The following is a 26,576-nucleotide window of genomic DNA, read 5'->3' as shown; positions in this document are numbered from 1 at the left end:
TTTGTTTTAATATTTAAATATATTTGAGGTATTTACTTTAAATATGAATATAGATAAATTGAATTGGGCGATACTGGAATCCCTTCAGGAAAATGCCCGACTTTCCTTTTCTGAAATTGGACGAAAAGTAGGCTTAAGTTCGCCGGCGGTGGCTGAGCGGGTCAAGAAAATGGAAGATGCCGGGATTATAAAAGGCTATAAAACCGAGGTTTCTTACCAAAAAACAGGACATCATTTAAAAGCCATTATCACTTTGCGTGCTTTTATGGGGCGTTTAAAACCGTTCTTGGAAAAAGTGACTGAATTTAAGGAAGTCATAAACTGTTACCGAATTACCGGAAACGAAAATATTATTATGGAAGTCATTTTTCAGGACCAGGGACATTTAGAAGTTTTTATTGATAAGTTAATTACTTACGGAGAAACGAAAACGCATATTATTTTATCGAATGTTATCGAACATGCACCGGTAAGAAACCGAAAAATTACTTAATCCCACTAACAAGATACATTAAAGAACCACCGGCGGCGTGATATTGTTCGCGTTGTACGGCGCCCATAATATGATCTGATCGGGTATCGTATTTTTCCTGATATTCGAAATAAAAAGGCATGTATTCTTCTCCGGCAGCATTAAAATAATCGATATCCTTACGCGTTTCAGATTTCCAGGCACTGCCCTGCATCCATTGTTTAAGGGTGGCTATTTGCTCTTTATTATCATAAGGTGGGTACATGGCAATCGCTTTATCAGACAATCTTACCTGAATATCCTTAAGGGCTTCAGAGGCAAACCAGCCGGGTAATAAGTCCCCAAGAGAATTATCCCCTTCGCCAAGTTTCTTTTTCCCTTTTTCAATAATTAAGCGATACTTTATATGATCTAAAGTTTCTTCGATACTATCGTTTTGAGAGATAGAATTTTTGGTTAGGGTCTGGACAATATTGTTAGGTTCTACGCAAAGTAAAAGTCCATTAGGCTTTAGTACCCGCGTCATTTCTCTAAGTGCTTTTTTAGGATTTTTGAGATGAATTAAAACTGTTTGGCAGGTTACAAAATCAAATGTTTCATCTTCAAAAGGCAGGTTTTCAGCATCCCCTTTTTTTAAACTAAATTCAATATTCGATAATTTAAAGTAGTTCTCCAGATCGCTATTATTTTCAAACCAATTGATATCATTATCGATAGCAGTGATGTTCGCTTTTTCAGCAAGATATGGTGCCAGGGTTTTGGTCCAGTGTCCCTGCCCGCAACCAACATCCAGCATTTTAGAAAATTGATGTAACTCTAACCTCTGGGCGGTGAGATCAAGAAAACTTTTGTTCCACCAAAAGTCACGATACGATCCAAAGTAATTATGTGAGTGTCCTTTTTGCAATGCAACTAATTTAGTGGAACAAATATACTTTAGTCTTCAGGTTCTAACAAGTGTAAAGTTTTTAAGAAAAAATAAACCGCTGATATACTGAAAATTAACAATTATTAAATTATTGCCCTGAATTAGTTAAATTTAGGTAAATTGGAAATTCTTTAATAAAATTTTCAGTGATTAGGACGTATCTTTGAAGAAAAATAAAAAGCATTATGAAAAAGTATACGTTGTTGTTTTTAATTTTAGCATTGATAACCGGTCTTGTTGGATTCACGGGATTGCGATTTAGCGGTATTGAAGTAATACGTGTAGTATGTTTAGTAACAGCAGACCTTTTTGTAATTTCCCTAATGGCTAAATTATTTTTCCCAGACAAGAAATTAAGGTTACAAAGAATAAAAAAGGAATAGAATTTGCATTTGCAAAAGGTTTAAGCTTTCACATTAGTGAAGGCTTTTTTTATGCTTTCAATTTAAAAACAAGTTATATTTACTTGATAATCCCAAAGCAAAAATAATTTTTTGATAAATGCTTTAGGAGTGATCTGAGTTATTTTACGCGATAATTGAGATTTTCATTCTGAAGCGTTTTGTGAAATAAAAACTTAAATGGGCTATGGTTTACGAGAAGGCCATTTTAAACTGATGTTTTGCTAAGAAATAATTTAATACCTATGTATATACAAAGACTCACCTGTTTTTTTGCGTTACTAATCTCCTCTGTAGTATTGGCGCAACAGATACGATTGCAAAAAGGAAATGTGACTGATAATATAAAAATTAGCGATTCTACAGAGGCTACTTATGCTGTTTATCTTCCGCAGTCTTATGATATGGAGAAACCAGCTCCTGTCATTTTTTTGTTAACTCCCCAGGGAAATGGAAGGGAAGCAATCCAGATGTTTCGACAAACCGCAGAAGATCAATATTATGTGATAGCGGCGAGTAATCAAAAGATAGAAAGTGATTCTATTCAGGAGGATATGTTGCAATCTGTAAAATTTATGAATGGATTTTATCGTACCATAAAAGTAGACCCCAATTTATTTTATATCGCAGGTATTAATAAAGGAGCCGAAATGGCTTCAGCTATGCCTTTAATTAACGAAGGCGTTAGTGGTGTTTTGGCGATAAATAAAACCTGGATAAATGGGGAGTTTGTCGAAAACCGTAAGAGACCTTATGTTTTTTCAGCCATATCGGGTACCAGGGATTACTCTAGATTTGGATTGCTTGAAGTTGTAGAGTTTTTGAAAGGAAAAGACTTTCCTACTGAAATTAATTATTTTGAAGGCGGTCCTGAGTCCTGGCCAGATACGTATACTATTAATAATGCTGTGGCGAAATTTACCCTGGAAGCTATGAAAAATGGAAGCAGGACAAAAAACGATACCATTATCAATACTATTTTTCAGAATGAAATTAAGTCCATTGAAAATTTAATAAGAGAGAGTGCGTATTACACCGCATTTTTACAAGTGAAGAAGGCAGAAGATAAATTTGAGGATTTTGAACGTTTTGAAGAGCAATTAAAAAACTTAAAAAAGAGTATTCGAAAAAGCGGAACTTTTAAACAACAGCGAAGAAAGTGGTATGATGTAAAAGAGGAAGAAGCTTTCCAGAAAGAAGATTACGCCTATTTTCTAGAAATGGACATTTTTACGAACAATTTTGAAAATATAGGTTGGTGGGCAGAGCAGGTTGATAAACTAAAGGAAGGGCAGCAACAAAAAAATACGATCGATCGGAATATGGCTTATCGTCTGGAGGATTATTTAGATGATCTGGTGACCGGAACTTATAAAACGGTGATTGCTTCGAAGCGTCCTATTGATACAAAGATTTTTATTTCTATCCTAAAAACCATCGTAGATAAAGAAAACCCTGAAGGCTATTTAAGTATTATTCAACTTGCCGGTCATGATGGGGATGCTCAAACTGCCATGTTATATGTAGAGGATCTTTTAAAAACAGGTTTTAAGGATTTTGATAAGCTTTATGAAATAGAAGGAATCTTGGATTTGCAGATGAGTACCGAATTTAATTTGCTAATCGAAGAATATGGAGGAGAAGCAAAATACATTATTTTTGATTCTGAAAAAGAGACTGAAAAAACTGAAGCAACCAAGACTAATTAATGCCTCAACGCGGCTTTGTTTTCCTGAGGATAGCCTCTAAATTGTAAAATTTCACTATACTACGATACATATCTTTGCGTGCTTTTTTTACTATAAATACCAAAAAATAATCGATGAAAACTGCTATTTTTAGCTTTGTATTTTTATTAATTCCTTTTCTGAATATTGCTCAACATTCTCATGAAAGCCAAATTGAAAGTATAAGAGAATTTCAGAAACATCTTAACGAAGAATATAAAGATCCGGAAGAATCGCCTTTATCTGAAGATGAACGATTGTTATTTCCCCATCATGATTTTTATGAGATAGATACTTCGTTTATTGTAGAAGCCGAGTTTGTAAGAACACCTTATGAGACTACCTTCAGGATGCAAACTTCTTCAGATCGCCAGCCGGTTTATGTGAAATATGCCGATTTGTATTTTACCTTAAAAGGTGAAAAGATGAAATTAGCAGTGTATCAAAGTCAGTCTTTAAAAGAAAATCCAGAGTATTTTGATTATTTGTTTTTGCCGTTTACCGATCTTACTAATGGCGATGGTTCCTATGCAGGCGGAAGATATATCGATTTAAGAATCCCCGAAGAAGGGTTGAAAAAAATCACTTTAGATTTTAATAAAGCTTATAATCCTTATTGTGCGTATAGCGGCGGGTATTCCTGTCCTGTACCTCCTGCTGAAAATAACCTGGATATGGCCATTACAGCAGGAGTAAAAGCTTACAATAAGCATTGACAGGTGCATAATAAAAAATTGAGACTAAAAGGAGATAGGTTTATTATGCATAAAAATTTGGTTAGTTAGTTGTCGATTTTTGATTGTTAGAATGAATAAATCGCTGCAACTAAAAATGATGATAAATTATCCTGCATCATAAGGTCTGAATCCACAAATGGCGCAGCACCATCTACGCTGTCTAATCTTAGTTCTGGTTTTATCATTAGATTTCCATAAGTATAGCTTCCGGTTAATGTAAAAGCTGTTGTATTAGCATCTGCTCCATAAACTAGACCTTCGCCATCTGATAATTCGTTAAAATATTCAGCTCTTAAACCAATAGCAAAGCTATCTGAAGTACTCAACTGAGGATAGATAGCGGCACCAGCAAATCCTTCTCCGTCTGTGGTTTGGTAGGTTCCGTTAAATCCTAAATAGAATGAGTCACTTAGGTTCCATCCTGTAGTTAAATCAACTTGAAATAAAGCATCATCAGATAACGACTGTTCTCCATAAATTAAATTAAGGTAGGCACTACCAGCATCGTTAGCATACCCTAATTGTCCGCCAAAGGTATATTTGCCAATAGGATTAAATTCGGTATAATCTGTTGGGTTCATTACCGCTAACATGGCGCTCCAGTTTTCATCTATGGTAAAATCTGCTTTTAAACCTGTATGAGAAAATGGTCCATAGGAAAACATATAAGAAGTGGAATAGTTAAAGTTAGCTGCCGGAGAGATTACTTCGTACCCCAAAAAGGTATTAAAATTACCAAAGGTCAATTTAACATTATCGCTAAGATTATAGTATACATATAATTGGTTAACGATAGCAGGAGAACCGGTAGATAAAAACACGGCATCTTCACCACGGGGACCAAAAACAAGATCGGCTACAAAACCAACTTTGTCACCTTCGTACCCTAAAATTACATTCGCCATACCAATGGCAAATCCAGGATCGTTAGCAAAAGAGCTTGCAGGTGCTGCGGCATCATACAAAGGATCGCCATTATCATCGTAAGCTGTTTTATTTAATCCGTTAAAATTGGCTCTAAAATATGCATCTACAGTACCTGAGATGCTAAAGGAACTTTCTTTTTCTTCTTGCGCCTGAAGGTCTATATTTAAAAAGGCTGTTATTGAAAATACTAGAAAAAGTCGGATATTTGCAAAAGTGAATTTAGACATGTTTACATGATTTAGTTTGTTCGACAAAAATGAATTAATAGTAAGCAGTAAGAAAAATTCATAGTAGAGGAGCACTCCGCCAAGTGCTCCTTTTTTATTTTTCAGACTGTAATAGTAAACGTGTGTGCTTGTTATATTTTTGAAGTGGGAGAGTTATTATTTATCTCTACCAAATTCAGGGTAAGAATCGATACCGTGTTCGTGAAGGTCTAATCCTTCTAATTCTTCTTTTTCGGTAACTCTTAATCCTATCACTGCTTTAAGGATAGAAAGTAGGATAAAAGTTGTGATCATAGCCCATCCGCCAATGGAAACCACACCAATAGCCTGTACTCCAAGCTGTCCAAATCCGCCTCCGTATAGCAGTCCGCCATCGGTAGCGAAAACACCTACTAATAACGTACCCACGGCACCAACAACACCGTGTACAGAGATTGCACCTACAGGGTCGTCAATTTTAAGTACTTTATCAATAAATTCGATAGAGAAGACCACTACAATACCAGAAATAACTCCGATAAAAAATGCTCCCATAGGATCTACTGCAGCACATCCTGCTGTAATACCTACAAGGCCTGCTAAGGCACCGTTAAGAGTCATAGAGATATCGGCTTTTCCGTATCTAATCCAGGTAAGGAATAAAGCAACTACGGCTCCTGCGGCTGCGGCAAGGTTTGTGGTAATTACAATGCCAGCTACGTTATTTGCACTATCTCCAGAGATTGCCAGTTCAGATCCCGGGTTAAACCCAAACCATCCAAACCAAAGAATAAATACTCCAAGGGCACCGTAAAGCATATTGTGACCAGGAAGCGCATTCGATTTACCATCGGTATATTTACCAATACGCGGGCCTACTAAAGCTGCAGCAACTAATGCAGCCCATCCACCTACCGAGTGAACAACAGTAGAACCGGCAAAATCAATAAATCCAAGACTGGTTAACCAACCATCTCCCTGCCATACCCAGTGACCTGAGATTGGATAAATAACGGTTGTCATTAATAAAGAGAAGATAAGATAGGTAGAGAATTTTGTTCTTTCGGCCACAGCACCAGATACAATGGTTGCTGCGGTTGCACAAAATACAGTTTGAAAGAATAAATTATGCATATCCCCGCGAACATTATAAAATAAACTAGGGCTTCCTATAAAACTACCAATAGAGTCTCCATACATGATTGTATACCCAATAGCCCAAAAAGCTAAAGAACCTACGGCAAGGTCCATGAGGTTTTTCATGATAATATTCGATGTGTTTTTTGCCCTGGTGAAGCCGGCTTCTACCAGTGTGAATCCTGCTTGCATAAAAAATACCAGTATCCCACAAATTACAATCCACATTAAATCTAATACAGCGTCTGTTTCCATAATAATTTCGTTATTTCAATGTTATTTAATTATTTTAGGGAATCGGTCCCTTTTTCTTTAGTACGTATACGGTAAGCTTCGTCGATTGTAGACACGAATATTTTACCGTCACCAACAGAACCTGTGTAGGCAGATTCTAAAATGGCATTTACAGTTTTGTCCAGGAATTCGTCTGAAACGACAATAGACAATTTTCGCCGTTGTATATCGGTAGTGCTGTAAGACACCCCACGATACACATGGCCTTGTTTCTCGTTTCCGACACCTGTAACATCCCAGTACGTAAAAAAGACAACCTCAGAGCTGTGTAAGGCTTTTTTTACTTCGTCAAATTTTGACTTTCTGATAATAGCTTCAATTTTCTTCATAAGAATTTCAGGTTTAGTGATTTAAAAGTATTAAAAATTCTTAAATAAAGTTAAAAAAATAGGGGGTAAGCTTAAATAAATGTGAATATCAGAAAATTACCCCCTTATTGTTATGGGGTAAATAATTAAAAAGTAGAAATTTTAGTTTTCAGTAGAAAGTTTTTAAACGCTATTAAGCCAATTTTGAAAAATAAAGGCCAATAGCTGCTGCGACAATTCCCAGAATTAAACTTCCTATAGCATAAACTGCAAAATTGTAGTAGTCGCCCGATTTTAAAAGGGCTTGATTTTCAAATGAAAAAGTAGAAAACGTAGTGAAACCGCCACAAAACCCCGTGGCTAGTAAAAGGTTGGTGGTACTATTAAGGTTATTGTTTTTTATGGCTATTCCCAGTAATACTCCAATAATAAAGCTTCCTAATATGTTAACGGTAAAAGTGCCCCAGGGTAAGACCGTTCCCTTGCTATTAAGGGCCTTGCTAATCAAATATCGGCATACACTGCCTAAACCGCCCCCCAGAAATACTAAAATTGCACTTTTAAACATACAAGTTTTAATTTACCGGAATATAGATGTTGGTTACCCAATCTGCTGGATTTGGGGTTTCCTCGGGACTGGTGAGGTAGACTTCAAAAGGTTTTGATTCTTCCGCAACTTCAAGTCCGTTTTTATCGATATAATCGTAAGCTTTATTCCAGGCCTCTTCAAGATTATCATATTTGCCTTTTAAAACAGTTTTTAAAACTTTTTGATTAGGCATGTTTCCGTTTAAAACATCTGCATCTAACGGAGTGATGACTTCGCTTGGGGTAAAGTAACCGGCCGAGAAGATGGCAGAACCATTAGATTGGTTCCATTCATTATAAATAACAAAAGGGTTTCCAATTCTTTCAATATTCTGGGCTTTCATAAAATTAGCTACCTCAGTAATCATTGGTCGCATTTTTTCGCTTACCTGGCTAATTTTACTCGCAGTTGTAGTATACATATAATAACCACCACCATGATTTACAACACCATCTACGCTAATGCTGTATTGGTTCATTTTATTGGTAATTACTTTTTCCATTTTAGAAAGTCCTTTCTCTAATTTAGGACGCATGATCTGCGGTAAGGATTCTTTAGTTAAAATAAAAGAAAGTTTTTCTTTAAAGCTTTGCTTACCTTCCATGCCCCAGGTGACTTTAGTTTGATTGTTTTCCTGGGTTTCAAACTTCCAGTACATCTTACCGGTAGTGTTGGCAAAAGTTTGTGATAGTGTGATTTTTTGAATGATCTCTTTAAAAGGCTTGGTTTCTATGGTAGTGATTTTACCATCACCCAATTCGTTACTTTCCCAGGAAAAAAGGGCACCTTCTCCTTTTAGGGTATCACCATAGCTTATAATTAGGTGATCTGATTCCTGATTCCAGGGATCCCAATATTCCCAGTTTTTAAAGTTATTTACTTCGTTAAACACAATTTCCTGAGGTGCGTTAAAAACCTGAGTTTCTTCAAATTTGTAATCTCCATCTTTGGTTGCCACATAAATAGAACCGCCAATAAGTACAATAAGAATTAAAAAAAGTAAATATTTAAAAATCTTCATGGGCTTTTCAAATCACAGTTATTGCTAAGATAATAAAATAGCAGCGAAGCACTTATTTTAAATATACCTTAATTACGAACAATAAAAGAATAAATGCAATAAATCCTATTAATACAAAAATACTGTTCTTATAATATTTACGGTGCAGCTTTAAATCTTTCCTATACATAATGATCATTACGATGATAAACGTTATAAGAAAAAAACCTGCAAATATCCACTGTCCTGTGCTAAACATTTTGTCTATTTTTATGCAAATTTAAACGAATAAGCGAAGAAAGTAATGAAAAAAAGAATTGATGCGGTTACGCAATTTCATAATGCATTTGGATTAGGGGTAAGTGATAAGCCACTAGCAAGTTTAGGGGAAGCTAAAAACAAGCTGCGGTTTGAATTAATGAAAGAAGAGAATGAAGAATATCTTGAAGCTGCCCAAAATAATGATCTGGTAGAAGTTGCTGATGCTCTGGGAGATATGCTTTATATTTTATGCGGAACCATTATTGAACATGGAATGCAGCATAAAATAGAAGAGGTTTTTGATGAAATTCAGCGTAGTAATATGAGTAAACTGGGAGCCGATGGTAAACCAATTTATAGAGAAGATGGCAAAGTATTAAAAGGGCCTAATTATTTTAAACCTAATATTAAGCAAATTCTGGATAAATAATTTATTGATATTCTAAAATATGAGGAGGCTCGTAACGGTAGTTTTTTAAGGTAAATTGATTGTCTGTATTTACATTGAAATACATAACGTTGCGACCTTTTCCTGGCATATTAGGGAAAATGGCAAAGGATATGCGAATATTATCAAAAACAAAATAGTCGTTACTAATAATAAATCCCATACCAAATTTAGTATAAAGATCATTGCTGAAAAAAGGTTTTGGAGCTTCACCAATAAAGCCCAGGTCGAAATTCACAAAAGGGCTCATCCTAAATCCTAACCAACTAAAGGGAACATAAGATTGTGTGTGAAAATTAAATACAAACTTACGTGTCCCAAAAACCTCATAGGTGTCAAAACCATAAATCCCATTTTCTTCATTTAAAGTAATCCTGTCGCGAATAAAATCTTTACGATTAATCCCAACTACAATATTTGATTTTGCAAATTGCCTGAAAAACCAATTGCCAATTCTAAAAATAGGGGAAAAATAGGTGTTTTCTAATTTAAAGAGGGATTGTCTGGCTGTATAGTTGCGAAAATAACTTCCGTATCCAAGATTGGTCGATAAATACCCAAAATTTTTAATGTAATCTGAATAGGTCAGATCGATCCCTAAATAAAAATAATTATGATTGTCAGAATTTCTTTGAATTCCTGAATTTATAAAATAACTGTGCCCAAGAGCAATATCTTCAATATCACCATTTCTAAAAATATAGCGATCTCTTGTGTAATTAATATCTCTAATCCCAACCGATCCCAAAAGAACATTGGTATTAGAGAAATACGCAACAGAATCTATATGCTCTCCAGGTTTGTCTAAGTAATCTCTTTTGGTATACCTCGCGGCCAATATAAGGTTGGTAGGCAGTTGCTTTTCAGAATTTTTATTGGCAACGGGAATGGCGTAAGCTCCCCAAGCATTGTAATCCCTAAATTTTAAGGGTTCTAAAAGTAAAGTATCCAGTTCTTCATGATAAATATGTTCATCATAAAGCGTTTCTCTTATACTTATTTGTCCTGCCCAGCGAGCATAAGGAGAATAAAACTCCCGGTCTATACTCACAAAATTCTCATAATTATCATCAACTTCTAAATCTCTTAAAACTTCAACATTAATGTAGGTTTTAAATAAATTCTGAGCGCGATACCCTACGGTGTAGCCGTTACCTATTTCATCCTTATACCCTTTTTTATACGCTAAAGTACCCCGATGTCCCAATCCAAAACTATTAAATTCCCGTAATCTTAATTCGCTTTTTCGGCCAGAGACACTTCCATCGATACCCATACTCCAACTATCTAGCACATATACATATAAGTCTACCAAAGTTGGATCACCTGCTACTTCTTTGGGTCTAATTAATGCCCTTCTTATATAATTTTGTGCTCTTAAAACACGTTCAGATTCTAAAACTTCCAAAGAGTCCATTTTAGAATTTTCTTTAATTAATAGTAAACCTTTTACTGTAAACTCTTTAGTACGTGCATGTAAAACGTTCCCTATTTTTTGGATTTTTTGGGTAGGTTTTACAGCGGTATCTTTTTCGCTATAACCAAAAGGATCCAGAGAGGTGATATAAATTTTATGTATAGTTTTTCCCTGATATTTTGAAAAATCACGTTGTAGCTGATTTTCTATTTTTTTGGTGGCGGTTTTAGAGTCTGCAGGATTTACAGGATCAAACATCAAATCGTAAAGCATCCTTGTAAACTTACTGTTTTTGGTTTTTTCCTGAAGTTGTTTATAGAAGTCACGATCTTTAAGCATCTGAACAGAATCCCGCACGGGAAATTGTTGCAGACTGTCATTTTGAGCGGATACTTTTAGACAGAAAAATAATAATATAATAATACAGTATCTCAACTCTTAATCTATTTTGCAGATGCCAACAAACTTATGTAATTTTTTTCAATGGAAATATTTAGCCTTTGTTAAAGAAACAAGGCTTTTTAAAACGAAAAATGCGCTGATTTTCAGCGCATTTTTCTATAATTTTTAGATAAATTTTTATTTTACCTCGTATCTCCAGCCAAATTTGTCTTCTGCCTTATTGTATTGAATTTTCAATAATTGATCTTTAAAAGATTTAGCGTAAGAATCTTCGATGGTTGGTAACTCGTATTTTTTACCTTTATAGCCAAAACCTAAAATAGGGGTAACGACAGTGGCTGTACCCGATCCAAAAATTTCTTTGAGCTCGCCGGCGTTTGCCGCTTCAATAAGCTCAGAAACTTTTATTCTTCTAATTTCAACATCGATATTAGCGTCTTTAGCAAGATCGATAATACTTTTCCTGGTCACACCATCAAGTATTCTATCACTGGTAGGGGCAGTAACTAAAGTATCACCAATTCTAAAGAAAAGGTTCATTGTTCCTGCTTCCTCTAAATATTCGTGCGTATTGGCATCAGTCCAGATAATTTGTTGATAACCTTCACTGTTTGCAATATCTGTTGGGAAAAACTGAGCGCCGTAGTTTCCGGCAGCTTTTGCAAAACCAACCCCACCATCTGCGGCTCGGCTATAATCTTCAGAAACTTTTACGCGAACTTCACCACTATAATAGGATTGCGCGGGAGAACATAAAATCATGAATTTATACTCGGTAGATGTAGATGCAGAAACACCAGCTTCAGTAGCAATTACAAAAGGGCGAAGGTACATAGAGTTTCCCAAGCCTTTTTGGATCCACTCTCTATCTAATTTTAGTAATTCTTCCAGTCCGTTAAAAAAATGACCTTTTGGGAATTCAGGGATAGCAAGTCGTTTACTCGACTTATTAATACGTTCAAAGTTTTGCTCTGGTCTAAACAGCCATATTTTGTCATCATCGTCTTTATAGGCTTTCATTCCTTCAAAAACTGCCTGCCCATAGTGAAATACTTTTGCAGATGGGTACATTTGTAAAGGTCCGTAAGGAACAATCTCGGGAGTTTGCCAGGAACCATCCTTGTAATCACAAACCATCATATGGTCGGTAAAGACTTTACCAAAGGTAAGATTACTAAAATCTACACTAGATAATTTAGAAGAAGGTGCTTTTGTGATTTTTACTTTCGTCGCGATGTTTTCCATTTTATATAATTTAAGAACTCCAAATTTACCTAAATAAAAGTAAAATTAAAATCTAAAGTTTTGGTATTTTTGAGGATAAACAATCAACCAATAACCAATAGAGATGAGAAAAATCATATATTCGGCTTTGCTATGTTGTGCAATGATGAGTTGCAAAAATTCCGAAGAAAAATCTAAAGCTATAAAAGATGCACCTGTCGCCACTGAAACTGGTAATGAAGATTTGGCGTATGCCTCTTTTGGAGAAGAAATTACTACGAAAGGTGCTTTAAATGCCAGTACTATGGCAGATAAATATGCCGAATTGAAACCTGGCGACACTATTCCTGCAAGTTTTACCAGTACGGTAAACTCGGTTTGTAAGATGAAGGGATGTTGGATGAATTTAGAGATTCCAGGTGATGAAGATGTAAGCGTAAAATTTAAAGATTATGGGTTTTTTGTTCCCAAAGACATTGAAGGCAAGGAAGTAGTAGTTGAAGGAAAAGCTTTTCTTAAAGTAGTATCTGTAGAAGACCAAAAGCATTTTGCTGAAGATGCCGGTAAATCTAAAGAAGAAATTGCTGCCATTACAAAACCAAAGCAGGAACTTGCATTTTTAGCTGATGGCGTGCTTTTAAAACAATAATATTTGGAACGAAAAATCATTAAAACCGGGGACGGTTCGGCTACGATTCATTTGCCGGAATGGAACGAGCAATACCATTCTAAACATGGTGCTTTGCAGGAAGCAATGCATGTTTTTATAAAAATGGGACTGGATTTTACGATTACGGAGTTTAATAAAACCGAACTGTATATTTTAGAGATTGGTTTTGGAACCGGTTTAAATGCGCTGCTTACCGCTTTTTACGGAAACACAGTAAAAATTAATTACACCGGTGTTGAGGCTTATCCGGTAAAACCTGAAGAATTAGAAGTTTTAGATTATGCTTCTGTATTACCCGATTTTAAAACTGCGGCAGCTATTTTTAATAAGATGCATCAGGTAGATTGGGAAAAATCCTTGCCTATAACCTCAAATTTCAGTTTAAATAAACAGAAAAAAACATTTCAGGAGATCGACGATAAAGAGGTTTTTGACCTAATTTATTTTGATGCTTTTGGAGCCCGGGTTCAACCTGAATTATGGACAGAGGTTATTTTTCAGAAAATGTATGATTCGCTAAAATTAAATGGAGTTTTAGTGACTTATGCGGCTAAGGGAAGTGTAAGAAGGGCAATGCAGGCTGTAGGATTTACAGTAGAAAGATTGCCAGGGCCACCCGGAAAAAGAGAAATGTTAAGAGCCGTTAAAAAATAGCTTTTACAGTTGTTAAACCTCGCTAAAAAAATAAAACTTATTAGGTTTAGCGGTATCTTCAAAAGAAAAAAATGCGGGTATTAATTACTGGAGCAACAGGGCTTATTGGTTCAAAAATTTCAGCATTATGCCATGAAAAAGGCATCGATGTAAATTATCTCACAACTAGTAAAGATAAAATTCAGCATAAGGACCATTATCGCGGATTTTTATGGGATCCGCAACATGGAGAAATCGATATACGTGCTATTGAAAATGTAGATGCGATTATTAATCTGGTTGGCGCTAGTATTGCGCAGCGATGGACGAGTGAGAATAAACGTAAAATTTTAAATAGCAGGGTAGAAAGTGCTAACTTGTTATTTGATACCTTATCTAAAAATGATCACCAGATTAAGCAAATTGTATCTGCCAGTGCTATTGGTATTTACCCTAGTTCTTTACAAAAGCTTTATTTTGAAGAAGAAGAAAAAGTAGATGATTCTTTTGTAGGTGAAGTAGTAGTAAAATGGGAAAGTGCAGTTAATAATTTTAAAGATTTAGGGCTTAAAGTTTCAAAAATAAGGATCGGGCTGGTGATGGCTGAAAATGGCGGAATGCTAGAGAAGCTAAAAGAACCGGTGAATTTTAATATTGGTGCACCCCTAGGTAGTGGTAGCCAGTGGCAATCCTGGATACATATTAAAGATCTCACACAAATTTTTCTTTACGTGCTGGAGAATGAGCTTTCAGGTACTTTTAATGGTGTAGCGCCAAATCCGGTAACTAATAAAGAAATGACCAAAGAGGTAGCCAAACAATTAGATAAACCATTATGGTTACCTAATGTTCCAAAATTTGTACTTAAAGCTGCTTTTGGAGAAATGGCAACGCTTTTATTATCTAGTCAATTAGTAAGTAGTAAAAAAATTGAAGGGCAGGGGTATCATTTTGAATATGTACATATACAACCAGCATTAAGGGATTTGTTATAAAATGAAATCGGTGTAAAATAAAAACAGCCGACAATTTGCCGGCTGTTCTGTTTCATCTAAAAATGAAATTAAGCTTTTTTATCAGCTTTAATATCTAATTTTAAAGTGATATCGTCGTAGATAAAGTTATCTCCTAAACTATCAAATACAGACTTAGATCCGTAGTTAACATTCCAGTTGGTACGATCGATAGTAAATTCTTCACTAGAAATTTCGTAACCATCGTTAGTTTTCTTAATAGAAACAGGGAAAGAAATGTTCTTAGTTTCTTCTTTAAGAGTAAGGTTTCCTTCTAGCATTGTTTTACCATCTACTTCAGAAATTCCAGTTACTTCAAAAGTAGCTTCAGGATATTCATTTACATTAAAGAAATCTCCTTCTTTACCTTCTACTGTTCCCATTAAGTGATCTTCAAGATCTTTTTTGTCGTCACCTTCAAGATCAGTAACTTCGATAGACGTCATATCGATAGTAAAGTTTCCGCTCTCGATAATACTGTCGTTAGCCATAAAAGCTCCTTCAGCAACTTTAATGGTGCCGGTATGCTGTCCTGCTGGTTTTTTACCAATCCAGCTAATTGAAGAAGCTGTAGTATCTACAACATACTCCATAGATTCAGCTGTTGCTTCTGCTACTTCTTTAGCATCTTCAGCTTCACTTTCGTGACCATTATTGTTTTTACAACTTCCTAAACCTATAATAAGGCTTAAGGCCATAAATCCTTTTAAAATGTTTTTTTTCATTTTGTTGAAATTTAGTTTTTTTGCAATCTGGTTGAAGCGCAAAAATAAGAGGATTTAAAATTTTATATACTAAAAAATTATTAAAAATTATCGGTGACATTTTGACACAACGCAGCGCTTGGCAATAAATTTGCCAATTATTAAGCATCGAAAAATTGATAGAAAAAAATGACAAAGAAAGCTAACGATAAAGATCAGGATATAAAAGATCAGGTAGAGGAAAATATCGATAAGGCAATCGATGAGGTAGAAAAAGAACAAGTTGAAATGCCTGAAGATAAGAAGGTAGCAGATGAAGAGACTTCTGAACAAGATAAGCTGAAAGAAGATCTTCAAAAAGAAAAAGACAAGTTTTTACGTCTTTTTGCTGAATTTGAGAATTATAAAAAGCGTACTTCTAAAGAGCGTTTGGAACTTTTTAAAACTGCCAATCAGGAAGTGATGCTGGCGATGTTGCCAGTTTTAGATGATTTTGACAGAGCTTTGGTTGAAATTAATAAAACCGAAGATAAAAACCTTTTAAAAGGAGTAGAGCTTATACATAATAAGTTTAGGGAAACGCTTAAAAATAAAGGTCTGGAACCTGTAGAAGTTGAAAGTGGTGACACTTTTGATGCTGATATTCATGAGGCCATAACGCAAATCCCTGCTCCTAATGACGATCTAAAAGGCAAAATTGTAGATGTGGTAGAGCGAGGGTATAAATTAGGAGAACGTATTATTCGTTATCCAAAGGTTGTTACCGGTAAGTAAGGAGTACAACTTTAAAAAGCAAACTTAGACCATGAAAGAGGATTATTACGACATATTAGGAATAAGCAAAGGTGCTTCGGCGGCTGAAATTAAGAAAGCCTATCGTAAGATGGCGATCAAATATCACCCAGATAAAAATCCGGGGGACACAGAGGCCGAAAATAAATTTAAGAAAGCAGCTGAGGCTTATGAGGTATTAGGAAACGAAGAAAAAAGAGCCAAATACGACCGATTTGGACACCAGGCCTTTGAAGGAGGCGGGTTTGGTGGTGGCGGTGGTATGAATATGGACGACATATTCAGCCAGTTTGGTGATATCTTTGGTGGCGGCTTTGGCGGTGGATTCTCAGGTTTTGGTGGCTTTGGCGGTGGCGGTCAGCGTCGCGCAAAAGGAAGTAACCTTAGGATTCGTGTAGCACTTACTCTAGAAGAAATAGCCAACGGGGTAGAGAAGAAGATCAAAGTTAAGCGTAAGGTTCAGGCCCCCGGCACAACCTATAAAACCTGTTCTACCTGTAATGGTACTGGGCAGGTAACCCGTGTTACCAATACGATTTTAGGTAGAATGCAAACCGCTTCCCCATGTACTACCTGTGGTGGTAGTGGGCAAATCATTGATAAAAAACCCGCCGATGCCGATGCGCAGGGATTAAAAATTCAGGAAGAAATGGTTTCCATTAAAATACCTGCCGGGGTAGAAGATGGAATGCAGTTAAAAGTCTCTGGTAAAGGAAACGAAGCTCCCGGAAATGGAATTCCCGGTGATCTTTTAGTGGCTATAGAAGAAAAAGCTCACGATAGTTTACAAAGAGAAGGTGACAATTTACACTATGATCTTTACATAAGTATTTCTGAAGCTGCTCTGGGAGCTTCAAAAGAAATACAAACCGTTAATGGTAAAGTGAGAATTAAAATTGAACCGGGTGTGCAATCGGGTAAAATTTTAAGGCTGCGCGGTAAAGGTGTAAATAGTTTGAACGGGTACGGTAAAGGAGATTTACTGGTTCATGTAAATGTTTGGACGCCAAAAATTTTAACAAAAGAACAAAAAGAGTTTTTCGAGAAGATGGCTAATGACGAGAACTTTCAGCCAAATCCCGAAAAAAGTGATAAATCATTTTTTGAAAAAGTTAAAGATATGTTTTCTTAGAATCTTGATTTTAAGAAAAAATTTATATATTTGATTCTCACTAAGACTTTTAGTGATAATTTTTCTTTTTCATAGCAATTTTTTTCCCATCCTTAATTTATTTAAGGGTGGGTTTTGTTTTTAATATTGGCATTCAATCTTTTTAAAGCCTGGTTTAAATTATTTAAAATAAAGGCTTTTCTTTAATGATTTATAAGGAATTAAAAGTAGTCGCCGAAAATTTTAAGTTGTTGGTTTTGTCGGTGATATGCAGGTTTTTAGTGAAATAAGTTCGAAAAAGAGGATTTTTTATTTATCAATAATTTAAGTCCTACTTTAAATGACCTTGCTCTTACTCAATAAAAAATTAGCTGAGAATTAGCCAATATCTTCCTTAATTTGAGATGTTTTTTTACGTTTAATTCAGAAATAACAAATATTATGAGGCAATTTTTAAGTCTGTATTAGGATTTCAATATCTTTACAGCTCTAAAGTTATTTTATGGAAAATCTTTTGGTTGCAGAGAACATCTATAAACGATTTGGAGATTACACTGCACTCAACAATGTATCGATCACCATACCTAAAGGAAGTGTTTTTGGCTTATTAGGCCCAAACGGTGCCGGAAAAACCACATTCATAAGGATTATCAACCAGATTACCATGCCAGATGAAGGCAGGGTATATCTTGATGGTAAACCTTTGCATCCAGAAGATATACAACACATTGGTTATCTGCCCGAGGAACGCGGACTGTATAAATCTATGAAAGTAGGCGAGCAGGCTCTATATTTAGCCAGATTAAAAGGTCTTTCTAAAGCCGAAGCTAAAGAGCGTTTAAAATACTGGTTCGAAAAACTGGAAATTACCGGCTGGTGGGATAAGAAAATACAGGAACTTTCTAAGGGAATGGCACAAAAAGTACAATTTGTAATTACCGTGCTTCATAACCCCAAATTGTTGATTTTTGACGAGCCTTTTAGCGGTTTTGATCCTGTAAATGCCAATATCATAAAACGTGAAATCTTAGAATTAAAAGAAAAAGGAGCGACTATTTTATTTTCAACACATCGTATGGAGAGTGTCGAAGAGCTTTGTGATTATATGGCGCTTATCAATAAGTCTAATAAATTATTAGATGGTAAGGTTTCTGAAATAAAGAAAGAATATAAAAATAATACGTTTGAAGTTGGGTTAGAATGTGAAAATGAAACAGTTTTAATGGCAGAACTTCAGGAGAAATTTAAAATAGGAAAAGCTCACTTTAAAAGTATTAATGAGGATCTTAAGGTCAGCATTCAGCTTCAGCCTGACGAAAATCCAAATGATTTAATTCAGTATTTATTAACCAAAGCAAGAATTAATCATTTTGTAGAGGTAATCCCTTCAGTAAACGATATTTTCATCAAAACGGTTACTCATAATGCGTAGTTTAAAACTTATCATTCAGCGAGAATATTTAGCCAGAGTACGTAATAAGACTTTTATTGTAATGACATTCCTTAGTCCGCTTATCCTGGTAGGAATGTTTGCTTTAATAGCCTATTTAAGTATGCTGAATAGTAGTGAACAGCATATTATTGGCCTTCATGATGAAACGGGTTTGTTTGTAAAAGAATTTAAGGATGATGAGAATCTTCAGTATTTAAATTTTTCAGATAAAAGTTTAGATGAAGCCAAGAAAATTGTTCGCGAGAGTGAATATTATGGGCTTATACATATTCCCAAAGCAGATAACAATTATGATCTCACCGGAAAGGTCGAATTTTATGGGGAAGAATCTCCCGGTTTGGGAACAGTTCAGAATATAGAAAAAATTATTGCGAATAAATTACAACGAAATGAGCTTATCCAACGGGGGATAGACGTAGCACAGATCGATGCGGTTAAGACCAAGGTAGATGTAGAGATTCAGAATTTCTCTGGAGAGACCACCTCGAAAATGGCAAATTATCTCCGCATGTTTTTTGGAGGTGCCGCCGGTTATTTATTGATGATGTTTATTATCATCTACGGGAATATGGTGATGCGATCTGTAATTGAAGAGAAAACTAACCGAATCATTGAAATTATAGTTTCTTCAGTAAAACCTATCCAATTAATGTTGGGAAAAGTGCTGGGTACGTCGTTAGCCGGAATCACACAATTTACAGTTTGGGTTGTGTTAGGCGGAATTTTATACACGATCGCCGGCTTGTATTTTGGTATCGACTTAATGAATGCGCAACCAGGTCAAATAGAAGCGCATCAATTAGACATACCAGAAGTAAATCAATTAGTTGCCGATGTGCTTAACCTGCCCATTTTTAGTTTAATTATTTATTTTCTGATTTACTTTTTAGGAGGATATTTTTTATATAGTGCAATATATGCTTCTATAGGTGCCGCGGTAGATAGTGAAACCGATACGCAGCAATTTATGCTCCCGGTAATTATCCCTTTAATGCTTGGTATTTATATTGGTTTTTTTGCCGTAATCGAGAATCCCCACGGTACGGTAAGTACAATTTTCTCAATGATTCCTTTAACTTCTCCTATAGTTATGTTAATGCGTATTCCATTTGGGGTACCATGGTGGGAAATTTCACTTTCTATTCTTATATTGCTGCTAACCAATGCGGCAGTAGTGTGGATAGCAGCAAAAATTTATCGTATTGGTATTTTAATGTATGGTAAAAAAGCTAGTTATAAAGAAATTTATAAGTGGCTTAAATATTAGAATGCAAAACGACACAGCCAATCAGATTTCAGAAGTAATAGAGCAGGATGTTTGGGGAAGTATAAAGGATTTCTTAGATTTTACACTGCTTACTAAGCCATTTGAACTTACCGTTGGGATAGTTTTACTGGTGATTTTTGTATTTATTCTAACTTCTATTGTTTTAAGGCTTGTACGTAATTTTATTGCAAGTAAACTTTTAAACGAAGACAAATTAAAATTTATAAGCGTCTTTAAGTTTGTAAAGTATGTTGTTTACCTCATTGTCATTTTAATTACTTTAAGTTCGAGCGGAGTAGATATTTCTATTTTACTAACCGCTTCAGCTGCTTTATTTGTAGGTGTAGGTTTAGCTTTACAAGAGCTCTTTCAGGATATTATTGGTGGGATTTTTATCATTTTAGATAAATCTTTACTGGTTGGTGATATTATAGAAATCGATAGTAAGGTTGCCAGGGTTTTCGAAATTAAGCTTAGAACAACCAGAGCACTCACCAGAGATGATAAAGTAATGATTATTCCCAACCATAAGTTTATAAGTGATACGGTGTATAATTATACCCAAAATCATCGTACTACCAGAGAATGTGTAAAGGTTGGTGTTGCTTATGGTAGCGATACGCAAAAAGTTAGGACACTTCTTTTGGATTGTGTCGACAAGCAAAAAGGAGTGCTTAAAAATCCTAAACCATTTGTACTTTTTGAAGATTTTGGAGATTCTGCCTTATTGTTTGGTGTCTATTTTTACATAGGGGATAGTTTTACCGATCCAAAAATAAAAAGCGAAATACGTTTTAAGATCGACGATAGTTTTAGAGAAAATAATATTAGTATACCATTCCCTCAACGCGATATTCACATATTTAACCCCAAAATTGAACCAAAAGATAGCTAGTATGAAGAAAACCTTTACCTTAATTTTATGGGTGTTTTTTTGTTTTTTAGGAACAGTTTCACATGCCCAACTTTCCGATTTAGCGAGGATGGAATATACCTATTTTCCGCAGTCCAGTTCAGATAATTCATTTAGAAGGTTTAGGACTTTTGTAAATTTTCCTATTAAAGTGGGAAAAAAAGATGCTTATCTGGTACCTGGCATCGAATATCGTAATGTGAATTTCGATTACGACGATCCCGCAACCTTTAAGACGCTTCATTTGGAAAGGTTTCAATCCTTCACCGCTTCTCTAGGTTATATTTTTCACTTAACCAAAGAATGGCGTTTAGGTTTAAAAACCGGTTTAAAAACGGCTTCTAACTTTTCTACGAATAAAATATTAAACGATGATTTTATTTATGAAGGTGGGATTTATTTTATTAAAATAATTAATGGTGAGGACGTAGAAAAAGATACAAGAATAGTTTTTGGGCTAAATTACTCTACCACAACAGGTTTTCCATTTCCATTACCGGTAGCTCATTATTATAAAAAATTCCATCCGCAATGGTCTTATATGTTGGGAGTTCCTAAATCTAACTTAAAATATCATCTTAATGATAAGAATGTTCTTCAGGCTTTTGTAACTTTAGATGGGTTTTATGCAAATATTCAGGAAAATTTTGATATTACTCCTTTAAAACCGGATAATCATGATATTGCCAATAGCATGTCTATGACTATTCTATTGGCTGGTTTGGGATATGAATTTAATTTTACCGAACATTTTTCATTTTATTTATATGCCGGTCATACTTTATTAAACGATATCCGCTTTAGGGATACAGATAGAAACGATGTGTATACGATAAACTCTACCAATACGTTTTATGCCCGTAGCGGACTTAAATTTAGCTTATTTTAATGTCTAAAATATTATTGATAGAAGATGAAGCAGCCATAAGAAGGGTGCTTGTAAAGATTCTAAACGAAGAAAATAAGGATTATCACGTTACCGAAGCAGAAGATGGTCTTGTTGGGATGGAATTGATTAAAAAGGAAGATTTTGATCTAGTACTTTGTGATATCAAAATGCCCAAAATGGATGGTGTAGAGGTTTTAGAGGCCACAAATAAGATCAAGCCAGAGATTCCTTTTGTAATGATTTCGGGACATGGAGATTTAGACACTGCCGTGCAAACTATGAGAATGGGCGCTTTCGATTATATTTCTAAACCGCCAGATTTAAATCGATTGCTAAATGCTGTTCGCAATGCCTTAGATAGAAAACAACTGGTACAGGAAAATGCCCGTCTTAAAAAGAAAGTGGGCAAAAATTTCCAAATGATTGGCGAATCTGAAGAGATTAATCGTATCAAAGAAATAATTGAAAAAGTAGCCCCTACAGATGCCCGTGTTTTGGTTACCGGAGCTAACGGAACGGGGAAAGAACTTGTAGCGCATTGGATCCATCAAAAAAGTGAACGTTCTAAAGGACCAATGATTGAAGTAAATTGTGCTGCAATTCCTTCAGAATTAATAGAAAGTGAACTTTTTGGGCACGTAAAAGGTGCTTTTACTTCAGCAAATAAAGATAGAGCGGGTAAATTTGAGGCTGCCAATGGCGGAACCATTTTTCTAGATGAAATTGGGGATATGAGTCTTTCTGCCCAGGCTAAGGTTTTAAGGGCATTACAGGAAAATAAGATTTCACGTGTTGGTAGTGACAAGGATATCAAGGTAGATGTACGTGTAGTGGCCGCAACTAATAAAGATCTTAAAAAAGAGATCGAAGATAAAAAGTTTAGAGAGGATTTATACCATCGTCTTGCTGTCATTTTAATTGAAGTTCCTTCATTAAATAATCGAAGGGAAGATATTCCGCTTTTGGTAGAACACTTTTCTGAAAAAATTGCCAATGAGCAGGGAACAAATAAAAAAACCTTTACGCAGGAAGCGCTTAATCAGCTTAAAGAATATAACTGGACCGGAAATATTAGAGAATTAAGAAACGTAGTAGAGCGTTTATTGATCCTTGGTGGGGCAGAAATTACTGAAGAAGATGTGAGCCTCTTTGCCAGTAAAGTTTAAGTTAAAGAAGCAAAAAAAAAGGACATTAAAAAGCTGAATCTCAAGATTCAGCTTTTTCATTTATTATTGATATTTATTAATGACAAGCCATCTGTTACCCGCGCTTAAAATAGTGAGTACGGTTCCCCTTTCGATAGTTGTAACTTTACTGTTGGTGGTCACATCGAATAAATCATCTCCATTTAAAAAAGAAAAAGATTTATCTGAAGTAGTGGGCCAGCAGACTAAGATTATCGTTCTTCCTTTATTTTCTGAGGCATCTGGAAGCTCAACCGAACTCAGATCATCGTTTATTCTTAGAACTCCTAAATTATTTTCAATCGTAAAGGTTCCGGTATCGCTGGTAGAAGAAAAATAGGGATAATAGGTTGGTGGTCGCCATTGCATTATTCCGTTTTCAGATAAACTTAAAACCATATCGTCCTCACTTCTTTCAGCCGGGAGAACATATTGGGTAGAAGGAGTTAATCCAATTCCCAGACGACCTTCAAAATAACCTGCAAAAACATTGGCATTACGATCACCTTCTGCTTTACTGTAAATTCCATAAATATTTCCCTGCCCTGTGGAACTACCAATTTCAGAATACACTCCATAATTATCACTATTTGCTCCATACGTACGACCTACGCGATTAAAGAATCCAAAAATATGGTTAGTTCCCGTATTTTGAAAAGTTTCATTAAAAATTCCGTAGTGGACGCCAGAGCCTGTTCCATTTACCTTATTTTTTATTCCATATTTAGTACCGTTGGTTGAACTTCCGTTGAAATTTTCGATACCGTAAGTTGTTAAGTTATTTTCTTCAGAATTTTGATTGTCTATTTTAATTCCTTTTTTGATATTATCATCGCTATCTGCTATAATCCCGATTTGTAATTTAGCTTCAATATCATCGGTACCAATACCAAGATTACCTTCACGATAAATGGAAGACTCTATGTTTTTAGGTGAAGTTTTCTTTTCTACCTCATAAAAATTGGCCTCAGCTGAATTTCCCTCAATAGACATCCAAGAAGATTCTTCTGCATTCCAATAATAAAATCCTTTTGAAAAATCGCCGTTGGTGGCAGTCAGAAATACCATCAAGCCATTTTGATCTTCAGTTGGATTTTCTGATGGGAATTTTGAAATACGGGGAATTAAAATTCCATCGATATTCGAAGGATCTTCGGTATCTGAGCTTTTTATGTCTAAACTTGCCTTTGGTTCTTCTGTGTTGATACCCACTTGTGCAGCTGTGGACAACGCAACAAATAAGAAAAATAATAAAGATAAATAGCTTTTCATAGCAATCGATTTTAGAGTGCTTAGAGAGCTAATGGCTTCGGGGAAAAATAACTATCCTAAAAATAGTAATTAAAACCCTAAAAATCAATATTTTGTGGGTTAATTGTAAGAATTAGTTATGCTAAATCCTTTAATTTTTCCTGTAATATCTTGATTTCATCACGCAATCTGGCCGCTTCCATAAAGTCAAGTTCTTTAGCGGCAGTTTCCATCGCCTTACGTTTTTCTTTGATTTTTTTGTCGATCTGAGGTTTTGTTAGATAAGCACCTTCCTCTTCTGCAGCCTGCATTGGAGGTTTATGATCTCCTTCAAAAATTTCAAGCTTCTTTTTAACTAAAGAATTATCCAGCTTTTTCACTAACGGCTTAGGCGTGATATTATGCTTTTTATTGTAATTCATCTGCTTGGTGCGGCGATATTCGGTTTCATCCATGGTTTTTTGCATACTATCCGTAATTTTGTCAGCATACAAAATTGCTTTTCCTTCTACATTTCGGGCAGCACGTCCAATAGTTTGGGTTAAAGAGCGGTTACTTCTAAGAAAGCCTTCTTTATCCGCATCAATTATAGCCACCAGGGAAACCTCTGGTAAGTCCAATCCTTCTCTTAAAAGGTTAACACCAATCAGCACATCAAAAAGGCCACGACGTAAATCCTGCATAATTTCCACACGCTCCAACGTATCTACATCGCTATGAATGTACCGACACCGAATATCGATCCTGGTTAAATATTTGGCCAATTCTTCCGCCATTCTTTTCGTTAGGGTGGTGACTAAAGTCCGTTCATCTTTTTCAACTCTTATTTGAATTTCTTCAATAAGATCGTCAATCTGATTAGTACTTGGGCGAACTTCAATGACCGGATCTAAAAGTCCGGTTGGTCTAATCACCTGTTCTACATACACCCCTTCACTTTTCTGAAGTTCATAATCGGCCGGAGTAGCACTTACATAAATCACCTGATTTTGCAGCATTTCGAATTCTTCGAATTTAAGCGGACGGTTATCCATTGCTGCGGGAAGCCTAAAGCCATAATCCACCAGAGTTTCTTTACGTGAGCGGTCACCACCGTACATGGCATGCACCTGCGGAATGGTTACGTGAGATTCATCGACAACCATCAGGAAATCATCTGGGAAATAATCTAAAAGGCAGAAAGGACGTGTGCCGGGTTGGCGGCCATCCAGATACCTTGAGTAATTTTCTATACCAGAACAATAGCCAAGTTCACGAATCATCTCTAAATCAAAATTGGTTCTTTCGTCCAGTCTTTTGGCTTCAAGATGTTTCCCGATATCCCTAAAATAATCGACTTGTTTTACCAAATCGTCCTGAATATTTCTAATCGCATTCTGAAGAACATCAGGCGATGTCACAAACATATTGGCAGGATATATATTTAAACGCTCATATTTTTCGATAATATCGTTAGTGGCAGGATCAAAGGCTTCGATATCTTCGATCTCATCACCAAAAAAATGAATTCTGAAGGCATTATCGGCATAACTTGGGAAAACATCCACCGTGTCACCTTTTATCCTGAAATTTCCATGAACAAACTCAGCTTCGGTTCTGGAATATAGACTTTGCACCAGGCTATGAAGAAATTTTGTTCTGGAGATTTCCATATCCCGTTCGATAGAAACCACGTTTTTACGAAACTCAACCGGGTTACCAATACCGTAAAGACAGGAAACCGAGGCAACCACAATAACATCCCTTCTTCCGCTTAGCAGAGAAGAAGTAGTGCTTAATCGTAGTTTTTCGATTTCATCGTTTATTGAAAGATCTTTTTCAATATAGGTTCCAGAAGAGGGAATAAAAGCTTCGGGCTGATAATAATCGTAATAACTCACAAAATACTCTACCGCATTATTCGGGAAAAATTGCTTGAATTCTGAATATAACTGCGCAGCAAGTGTCTTGTTATGCGCCAAAACCAATGTTGGTTTTTGCACCTCTTCAATAACATTTGCCACGGTAAAGGTTTTACCAGAACCAGTAACTCCCAGCAATGTTTGAAACTGGTCGTTTTTTTCGATTCCCCCAACCAGTTGTTTTATCGCGTTAGGTTGGTCGCCGGTTGGTTGATAGTCAGATTCAATCTTAAATTTCATGCGTTCTTTTTCTTAGCCTTACGAAGTTAAGCAATAAATGTGCCTATTCAAACAGGCTGGAAAAATTGGCGAAATAA

The 26,576-nt window shown here is 35.6% G+C and carries 27 protein-coding genes; 15 read left to right on the top strand and 12 right to left on the bottom strand.

Going from position 1 to position 26,576, the window contains the following annotated elements; translation table 11 throughout:
* The first annotated feature begins 43 nt into the window (after positions 1-43).
* On the top strand, positions 44-493 hold the full coding sequence (locus L1967_RS05010; protein ID WP_249600632.1) for an Lrp/AsnC family transcriptional regulator: 450 nt from the start codon (positions 44-46) through the stop codon (positions 491-493).
* Here the strand turns inward: L1967_RS05010 and L1967_RS05005 are convergent.
* Positions 486-1,379, bottom strand: a complete 894-nt coding sequence (locus L1967_RS05005) for a class I SAM-dependent methyltransferase (protein ID WP_249600631.1) — start codon at positions 1,377-1,379, stop codon at positions 486-488. The genes L1967_RS05010 and L1967_RS05005 overlap by 8 nt on opposite strands.
* A gap of 206 nt (positions 1,380-1,585) precedes the next feature.
* Between L1967_RS05005 and L1967_RS05000 the strand changes: the two genes are divergently transcribed.
* The 3 genes from L1967_RS05000 to L1967_RS04990 all read left to right on the top strand — a co-directional run bounded on the left by L1967_RS05000 (position 1,586) and on the right by L1967_RS04990 (position 4,244).
* Positions 1,586-1,783, top strand: a complete 198-nt coding sequence (locus L1967_RS05000) for a DUF1328 domain-containing protein (RefSeq protein WP_249600630.1) — start codon at positions 1,586-1,588, stop codon at positions 1,781-1,783.
* A 263-nt stretch (positions 1,784-2,046) separates the two neighbouring features.
* Positions 2,047-3,510, top strand: coding sequence for a hypothetical protein (locus L1967_RS04995; protein WP_249600629.1), 1,464 nt, complete (start codon positions 2,047-2,049; stop codon positions 3,508-3,510).
* Positions 3,511-3,623: 113 nt separating this feature from the next.
* The gene (locus tag L1967_RS04990; RefSeq protein ID WP_249600628.1) at positions 3,624-4,244 is read left to right on the top strand and encodes a DUF1684 domain-containing protein; all 621 of its coding nucleotides are present in this window, start codon (positions 3,624-3,626) and stop codon (positions 4,242-4,244) included.
* A gap of 86 nt (positions 4,245-4,330) precedes the next feature.
* Here the strand turns inward: L1967_RS04990 and L1967_RS04985 are convergent, their stop codons facing one another.
* The 6 genes from L1967_RS04985 to L1967_RS04960 form a co-directional block, all read right to left on the bottom strand.
* Complete coding sequence (locus tag L1967_RS04985; protein ID WP_249600627.1) at positions 4,331-5,419, bottom strand: outer membrane beta-barrel protein; 1,089 nt, start codon at positions 5,417-5,419, stop codon at positions 4,331-4,333.
* A 156-nt stretch (positions 5,420-5,575) separates the two neighbouring features.
* On the bottom strand, positions 5,576-6,790 hold the full coding sequence (locus tag L1967_RS04980; RefSeq protein WP_249600626.1) for an ammonium transporter: 1,215 nt from the start codon (positions 6,788-6,790) through the stop codon (positions 5,576-5,578).
* Between the two features lie 29 nt (positions 6,791-6,819).
* Positions 6,820-7,158 carry a P-II family nitrogen regulator gene (locus tag L1967_RS04975; RefSeq protein WP_249600625.1) on the bottom strand — a complete coding sequence of 113 codons (339 nt, stop codon included), beginning with the start codon at positions 7,156-7,158 and terminating at the stop codon, positions 6,820-6,822.
* 172 nt (positions 7,159-7,330) lie between these two features.
* Positions 7,331-7,705, bottom strand: a complete 375-nt coding sequence (gene crcB, locus L1967_RS04970) for a fluoride efflux transporter CrcB (RefSeq protein WP_249600624.1) — start codon at positions 7,703-7,705, stop codon at positions 7,331-7,333.
* Between the two features lie 7 nt (positions 7,706-7,712).
* Positions 7,713-8,747 (bottom strand): SRPBCC family protein, encoded by a 1,035-nt coding sequence (locus tag L1967_RS04965; protein WP_249600623.1) that lies wholly within the window; start codon positions 8,745-8,747, stop codon positions 7,713-7,715.
* Between the two features lie 52 nt (positions 8,748-8,799).
* Entirely contained in the window at positions 8,800-8,985 is a 186-nt protein-coding gene (locus L1967_RS04960; protein ID WP_249600622.1) for a hypothetical protein, read from the bottom strand.
* Positions 8,986-9,030: 45 nt separating this feature from the next.
* On the opposite strand from L1967_RS04960, the gene L1967_RS04955 reads away from it, so the two are divergent.
* Positions 9,031-9,417, top strand: coding sequence for a nucleoside triphosphate pyrophosphohydrolase family protein (locus tag L1967_RS04955; protein ID WP_249600621.1), 387 nt, complete (start codon positions 9,031-9,033; stop codon positions 9,415-9,417).
* A gap of 1 nt (position 9,418) precedes the next feature.
* Here the strand turns inward: L1967_RS04955 and L1967_RS04950 are convergent, their stop codons facing one another.
* On the bottom strand, positions 9,419-11,287 hold the full coding sequence (locus tag L1967_RS04950) for a BamA/TamA family outer membrane protein (protein ID WP_249600620.1): 1,869 nt from the start codon (positions 11,285-11,287) through the stop codon (positions 9,419-9,421).
* 144 nt (positions 11,288-11,431) lie between these two features.
* Complete coding sequence (locus L1967_RS04945; RefSeq protein WP_249600619.1) at positions 11,432-12,499, bottom strand: branched-chain amino acid aminotransferase; 1,068 nt, start codon at positions 12,497-12,499, stop codon at positions 11,432-11,434.
* A gap of 103 nt (positions 12,500-12,602) precedes the next feature.
* Between L1967_RS04945 and L1967_RS04940 the strand changes: the two genes are divergently transcribed.
* The 3 genes from L1967_RS04940 to L1967_RS04930 all read left to right on the top strand — a co-directional run bounded on the left by L1967_RS04940 (position 12,603) and on the right by L1967_RS04930 (position 14,776).
* On the top strand, positions 12,603-13,127 hold the full coding sequence (locus L1967_RS04940; RefSeq protein WP_249600618.1) for a DUF4920 domain-containing protein: 525 nt from the start codon (positions 12,603-12,605) through the stop codon (positions 13,125-13,127).
* A gap of 3 nt (positions 13,128-13,130) precedes the next feature.
* The gene (gene mnmC2, locus L1967_RS04935; protein WP_249600617.1) at positions 13,131-13,802 is read left to right on the top strand and encodes a tRNA (5-methylaminomethyl-2-thiouridine)(34)-methyltransferase MnmC2; all 672 of its coding nucleotides are present in this window, start codon (positions 13,131-13,133) and stop codon (positions 13,800-13,802) included.
* 71 nt (positions 13,803-13,873) lie between these two features.
* Positions 13,874-14,776 carry a TIGR01777 family oxidoreductase gene (locus tag L1967_RS04930; protein ID WP_249600616.1) on the top strand — a complete coding sequence of 301 codons (903 nt, stop codon included), beginning with the start codon at positions 13,874-13,876 and terminating at the stop codon, positions 14,774-14,776.
* Positions 14,777-14,844: 68 nt separating this feature from the next.
* Here the strand turns inward: L1967_RS04930 and L1967_RS04925 are convergent, their stop codons facing one another.
* On the bottom strand, positions 14,845-15,519 hold the full coding sequence (locus L1967_RS04925; protein WP_249600615.1) for a YceI family protein: 675 nt from the start codon (positions 15,517-15,519) through the stop codon (positions 14,845-14,847).
* Positions 15,520-15,687: 168 nt separating this feature from the next.
* Between L1967_RS04925 and L1967_RS04920 the strand changes: the two genes are divergently transcribed.
* The 7 genes from L1967_RS04920 (at position 15,688) to L1967_RS04890 (ending at position 23,089) form a co-directional block, all read left to right on the top strand.
* Positions 15,688-16,272, top strand: a complete 585-nt coding sequence (locus tag L1967_RS04920; protein ID WP_249600614.1) for a nucleotide exchange factor GrpE — start codon at positions 15,688-15,690, stop codon at positions 16,270-16,272.
* A gap of 31 nt (positions 16,273-16,303) precedes the next feature.
* Complete coding sequence (dnaJ, locus tag L1967_RS04915) at positions 16,304-17,422, top strand: molecular chaperone DnaJ (protein ID WP_249600613.1); 1,119 nt, start codon at positions 16,304-16,306, stop codon at positions 17,420-17,422.
* A gap of 481 nt (positions 17,423-17,903) precedes the next feature.
* Complete coding sequence (locus L1967_RS04910) at positions 17,904-18,833, top strand: ABC transporter ATP-binding protein (RefSeq protein ID WP_249600612.1); 930 nt, start codon at positions 17,904-17,906, stop codon at positions 18,831-18,833.
* Complete coding sequence (locus L1967_RS04905; RefSeq protein ID WP_249600611.1) at positions 18,826-20,121, top strand: ABC transporter permease; 1,296 nt, start codon at positions 18,826-18,828, stop codon at positions 20,119-20,121. The genes L1967_RS04910 and L1967_RS04905 overlap by 8 nt, the downstream gene beginning before the upstream one ends.
* A 1-nt stretch (position 20,122) precedes the next feature.
* A complete protein-coding gene (locus L1967_RS04900) occupies positions 20,123-21,016 on the top strand; it encodes a mechanosensitive ion channel family protein (RefSeq protein ID WP_249600610.1) in 894 nt (297 codons plus the stop codon).
* 1 nt (position 21,017) lies between these two features.
* Positions 21,018-21,923, top strand: coding sequence for a DUF6268 family outer membrane beta-barrel protein (locus tag L1967_RS04895; RefSeq protein ID WP_249600609.1), 906 nt, complete (start codon positions 21,018-21,020; stop codon positions 21,921-21,923).
* Positions 21,923-23,089: a sigma-54-dependent transcriptional regulator gene (locus L1967_RS04890; RefSeq protein WP_249600608.1), complete on the top strand. Its 1,167-nt coding sequence runs from the start codon at positions 21,923-21,925 to the stop codon at positions 23,087-23,089. Before L1967_RS04895 ends, L1967_RS04890 begins: the two co-directional genes overlap by 1 nt.
* 63 nt (positions 23,090-23,152) lie before the next feature.
* On the opposite strand, the gene L1967_RS04885 is transcribed toward L1967_RS04890, so the two are convergent.
* A complete protein-coding gene (locus L1967_RS04885) occupies positions 23,153-24,379 on the bottom strand; it encodes a hypothetical protein (protein WP_249600607.1) in 1,227 nt (408 codons plus the stop codon).
* Between the two features lie 116 nt (positions 24,380-24,495).
* Positions 24,496-26,499: an excinuclease ABC subunit UvrB gene (uvrB, locus tag L1967_RS04880; RefSeq protein ID WP_249600606.1), complete on the bottom strand. Its 2,004-nt coding sequence runs from the start codon at positions 26,497-26,499 to the stop codon at positions 24,496-24,498.
* Positions 26,500-26,576 lie beyond the last annotated feature (77 nt).

Source organism: Zunongwangia pacifica (genome assembly GCF_023499215.1).
Classification (GTDB): Bacteria; Bacteroidota; Bacteroidia; order Flavobacteriales; family Flavobacteriaceae; genus Zunongwangia; species Zunongwangia pacifica.
This window is presented reverse-complemented; position numbering and strand designations above follow the sequence as displayed.

What these genes read in the sequence shown, in the direction of transcription:
- L1967_RS04940 (WP_249600618.1), top strand. Translation starts at nt 12,603, where the DNA reads ATGAGAAAAATCATATATTCGGCTTTGCTATGTTGTGCAATGATGAGT.
- L1967_RS05000 (WP_249600630.1), top strand. Translation starts at nt 1,586, where the DNA reads ATGAAAAAGTATACGTTGTTGTTTTTAATTTTAGCATTGATAACCGGT.
- L1967_RS04910 (WP_249600612.1), top strand. Translation starts at nt 17,904, where the DNA reads ATGGAAAATCTTTTGGTTGCAGAGAACATCTATAAACGATTTGGAGAT.
- L1967_RS05010 (WP_249600632.1), top strand. Translation starts at nt 44, where the DNA reads ATGAATATAGATAAATTGAATTGGGCGATACTGGAATCCCTTCAGGAA.
- L1967_RS04900 (WP_249600610.1), top strand. Translation starts at nt 20,123, where the DNA reads ATGCAAAACGACACAGCCAATCAGATTTCAGAAGTAATAGAGCAGGAT.
- L1967_RS04895 (WP_249600609.1), top strand. Translation starts at nt 21,018, where the DNA reads ATGAAGAAAACCTTTACCTTAATTTTATGGGTGTTTTTTTGTTTTTTA.
- L1967_RS04960 (WP_249600622.1), bottom strand. Translation starts at nt 8,985, where the DNA reads ATGTTTAGCACAGGACAGTGGATATTTGCAGGTTTTTTTCTTATAACG.
- uvrB (WP_249600606.1), bottom strand. Translation starts at nt 26,499, where the DNA reads ATGAAATTTAAGATTGAATCTGACTATCAACCAACCGGCGACCAACCT.
- L1967_RS04980 (WP_249600626.1), bottom strand. Translation starts at nt 6,790, where the DNA reads ATGGAAACAGACGCTGTATTAGATTTAATGTGGATTGTAATTTGTGGG.
- L1967_RS04965 (WP_249600623.1), bottom strand. Translation starts at nt 8,747, where the DNA reads ATGAAGATTTTTAAATATTTACTTTTTTTAATTCTTATTGTACTTATT.
- L1967_RS04890 (WP_249600608.1), top strand. Translation starts at nt 21,923, where the DNA reads ATGTCTAAAATATTATTGATAGAAGATGAAGCAGCCATAAGAAGGGTG.
- crcB (WP_249600624.1), bottom strand. Translation starts at nt 7,705, where the DNA reads ATGTTTAAAAGTGCAATTTTAGTATTTCTGGGGGGCGGTTTAGGCAGT.
- dnaJ (WP_249600613.1), top strand. Translation starts at nt 16,304, where the DNA reads ATGAAAGAGGATTATTACGACATATTAGGAATAAGCAAAGGTGCTTCG.
- L1967_RS04955 (WP_249600621.1), top strand. Translation starts at nt 9,031, where the DNA reads ATGAAAAAAAGAATTGATGCGGTTACGCAATTTCATAATGCATTTGGA.
- L1967_RS04925 (WP_249600615.1), bottom strand. Translation starts at nt 15,519, where the DNA reads ATGAAAAAAAACATTTTAAAAGGATTTATGGCCTTAAGCCTTATTATA.
- L1967_RS04985 (WP_249600627.1), bottom strand. Translation starts at nt 5,419, where the DNA reads ATGTCTAAATTCACTTTTGCAAATATCCGACTTTTTCTAGTATTTTCA.
- L1967_RS04930 (WP_249600616.1), top strand. Translation starts at nt 13,874, where the DNA reads ATGCGGGTATTAATTACTGGAGCAACAGGGCTTATTGGTTCAAAAATT.
- L1967_RS04995 (WP_249600629.1), top strand. Translation starts at nt 2,047, where the DNA reads ATGTATATACAAAGACTCACCTGTTTTTTTGCGTTACTAATCTCCTCT.
- L1967_RS04905 (WP_249600611.1), top strand. Translation starts at nt 18,826, where the DNA reads ATGCGTAGTTTAAAACTTATCATTCAGCGAGAATATTTAGCCAGAGTA.
- L1967_RS04975 (WP_249600625.1), bottom strand. Translation starts at nt 7,158, where the DNA reads ATGAAGAAAATTGAAGCTATTATCAGAAAGTCAAAATTTGACGAAGTA.
- L1967_RS04885 (WP_249600607.1), bottom strand. Translation starts at nt 24,379, where the DNA reads ATGAAAAGCTATTTATCTTTATTATTTTTCTTATTTGTTGCGTTGTCC.
- L1967_RS04920 (WP_249600614.1), top strand. Translation starts at nt 15,688, where the DNA reads ATGACAAAGAAAGCTAACGATAAAGATCAGGATATAAAAGATCAGGTA.
- L1967_RS04945 (WP_249600619.1), bottom strand. Translation starts at nt 12,499, where the DNA reads ATGGAAAACATCGCGACGAAAGTAAAAATCACAAAAGCACCTTCTTCT.
- L1967_RS04990 (WP_249600628.1), top strand. Translation starts at nt 3,624, where the DNA reads ATGAAAACTGCTATTTTTAGCTTTGTATTTTTATTAATTCCTTTTCTG.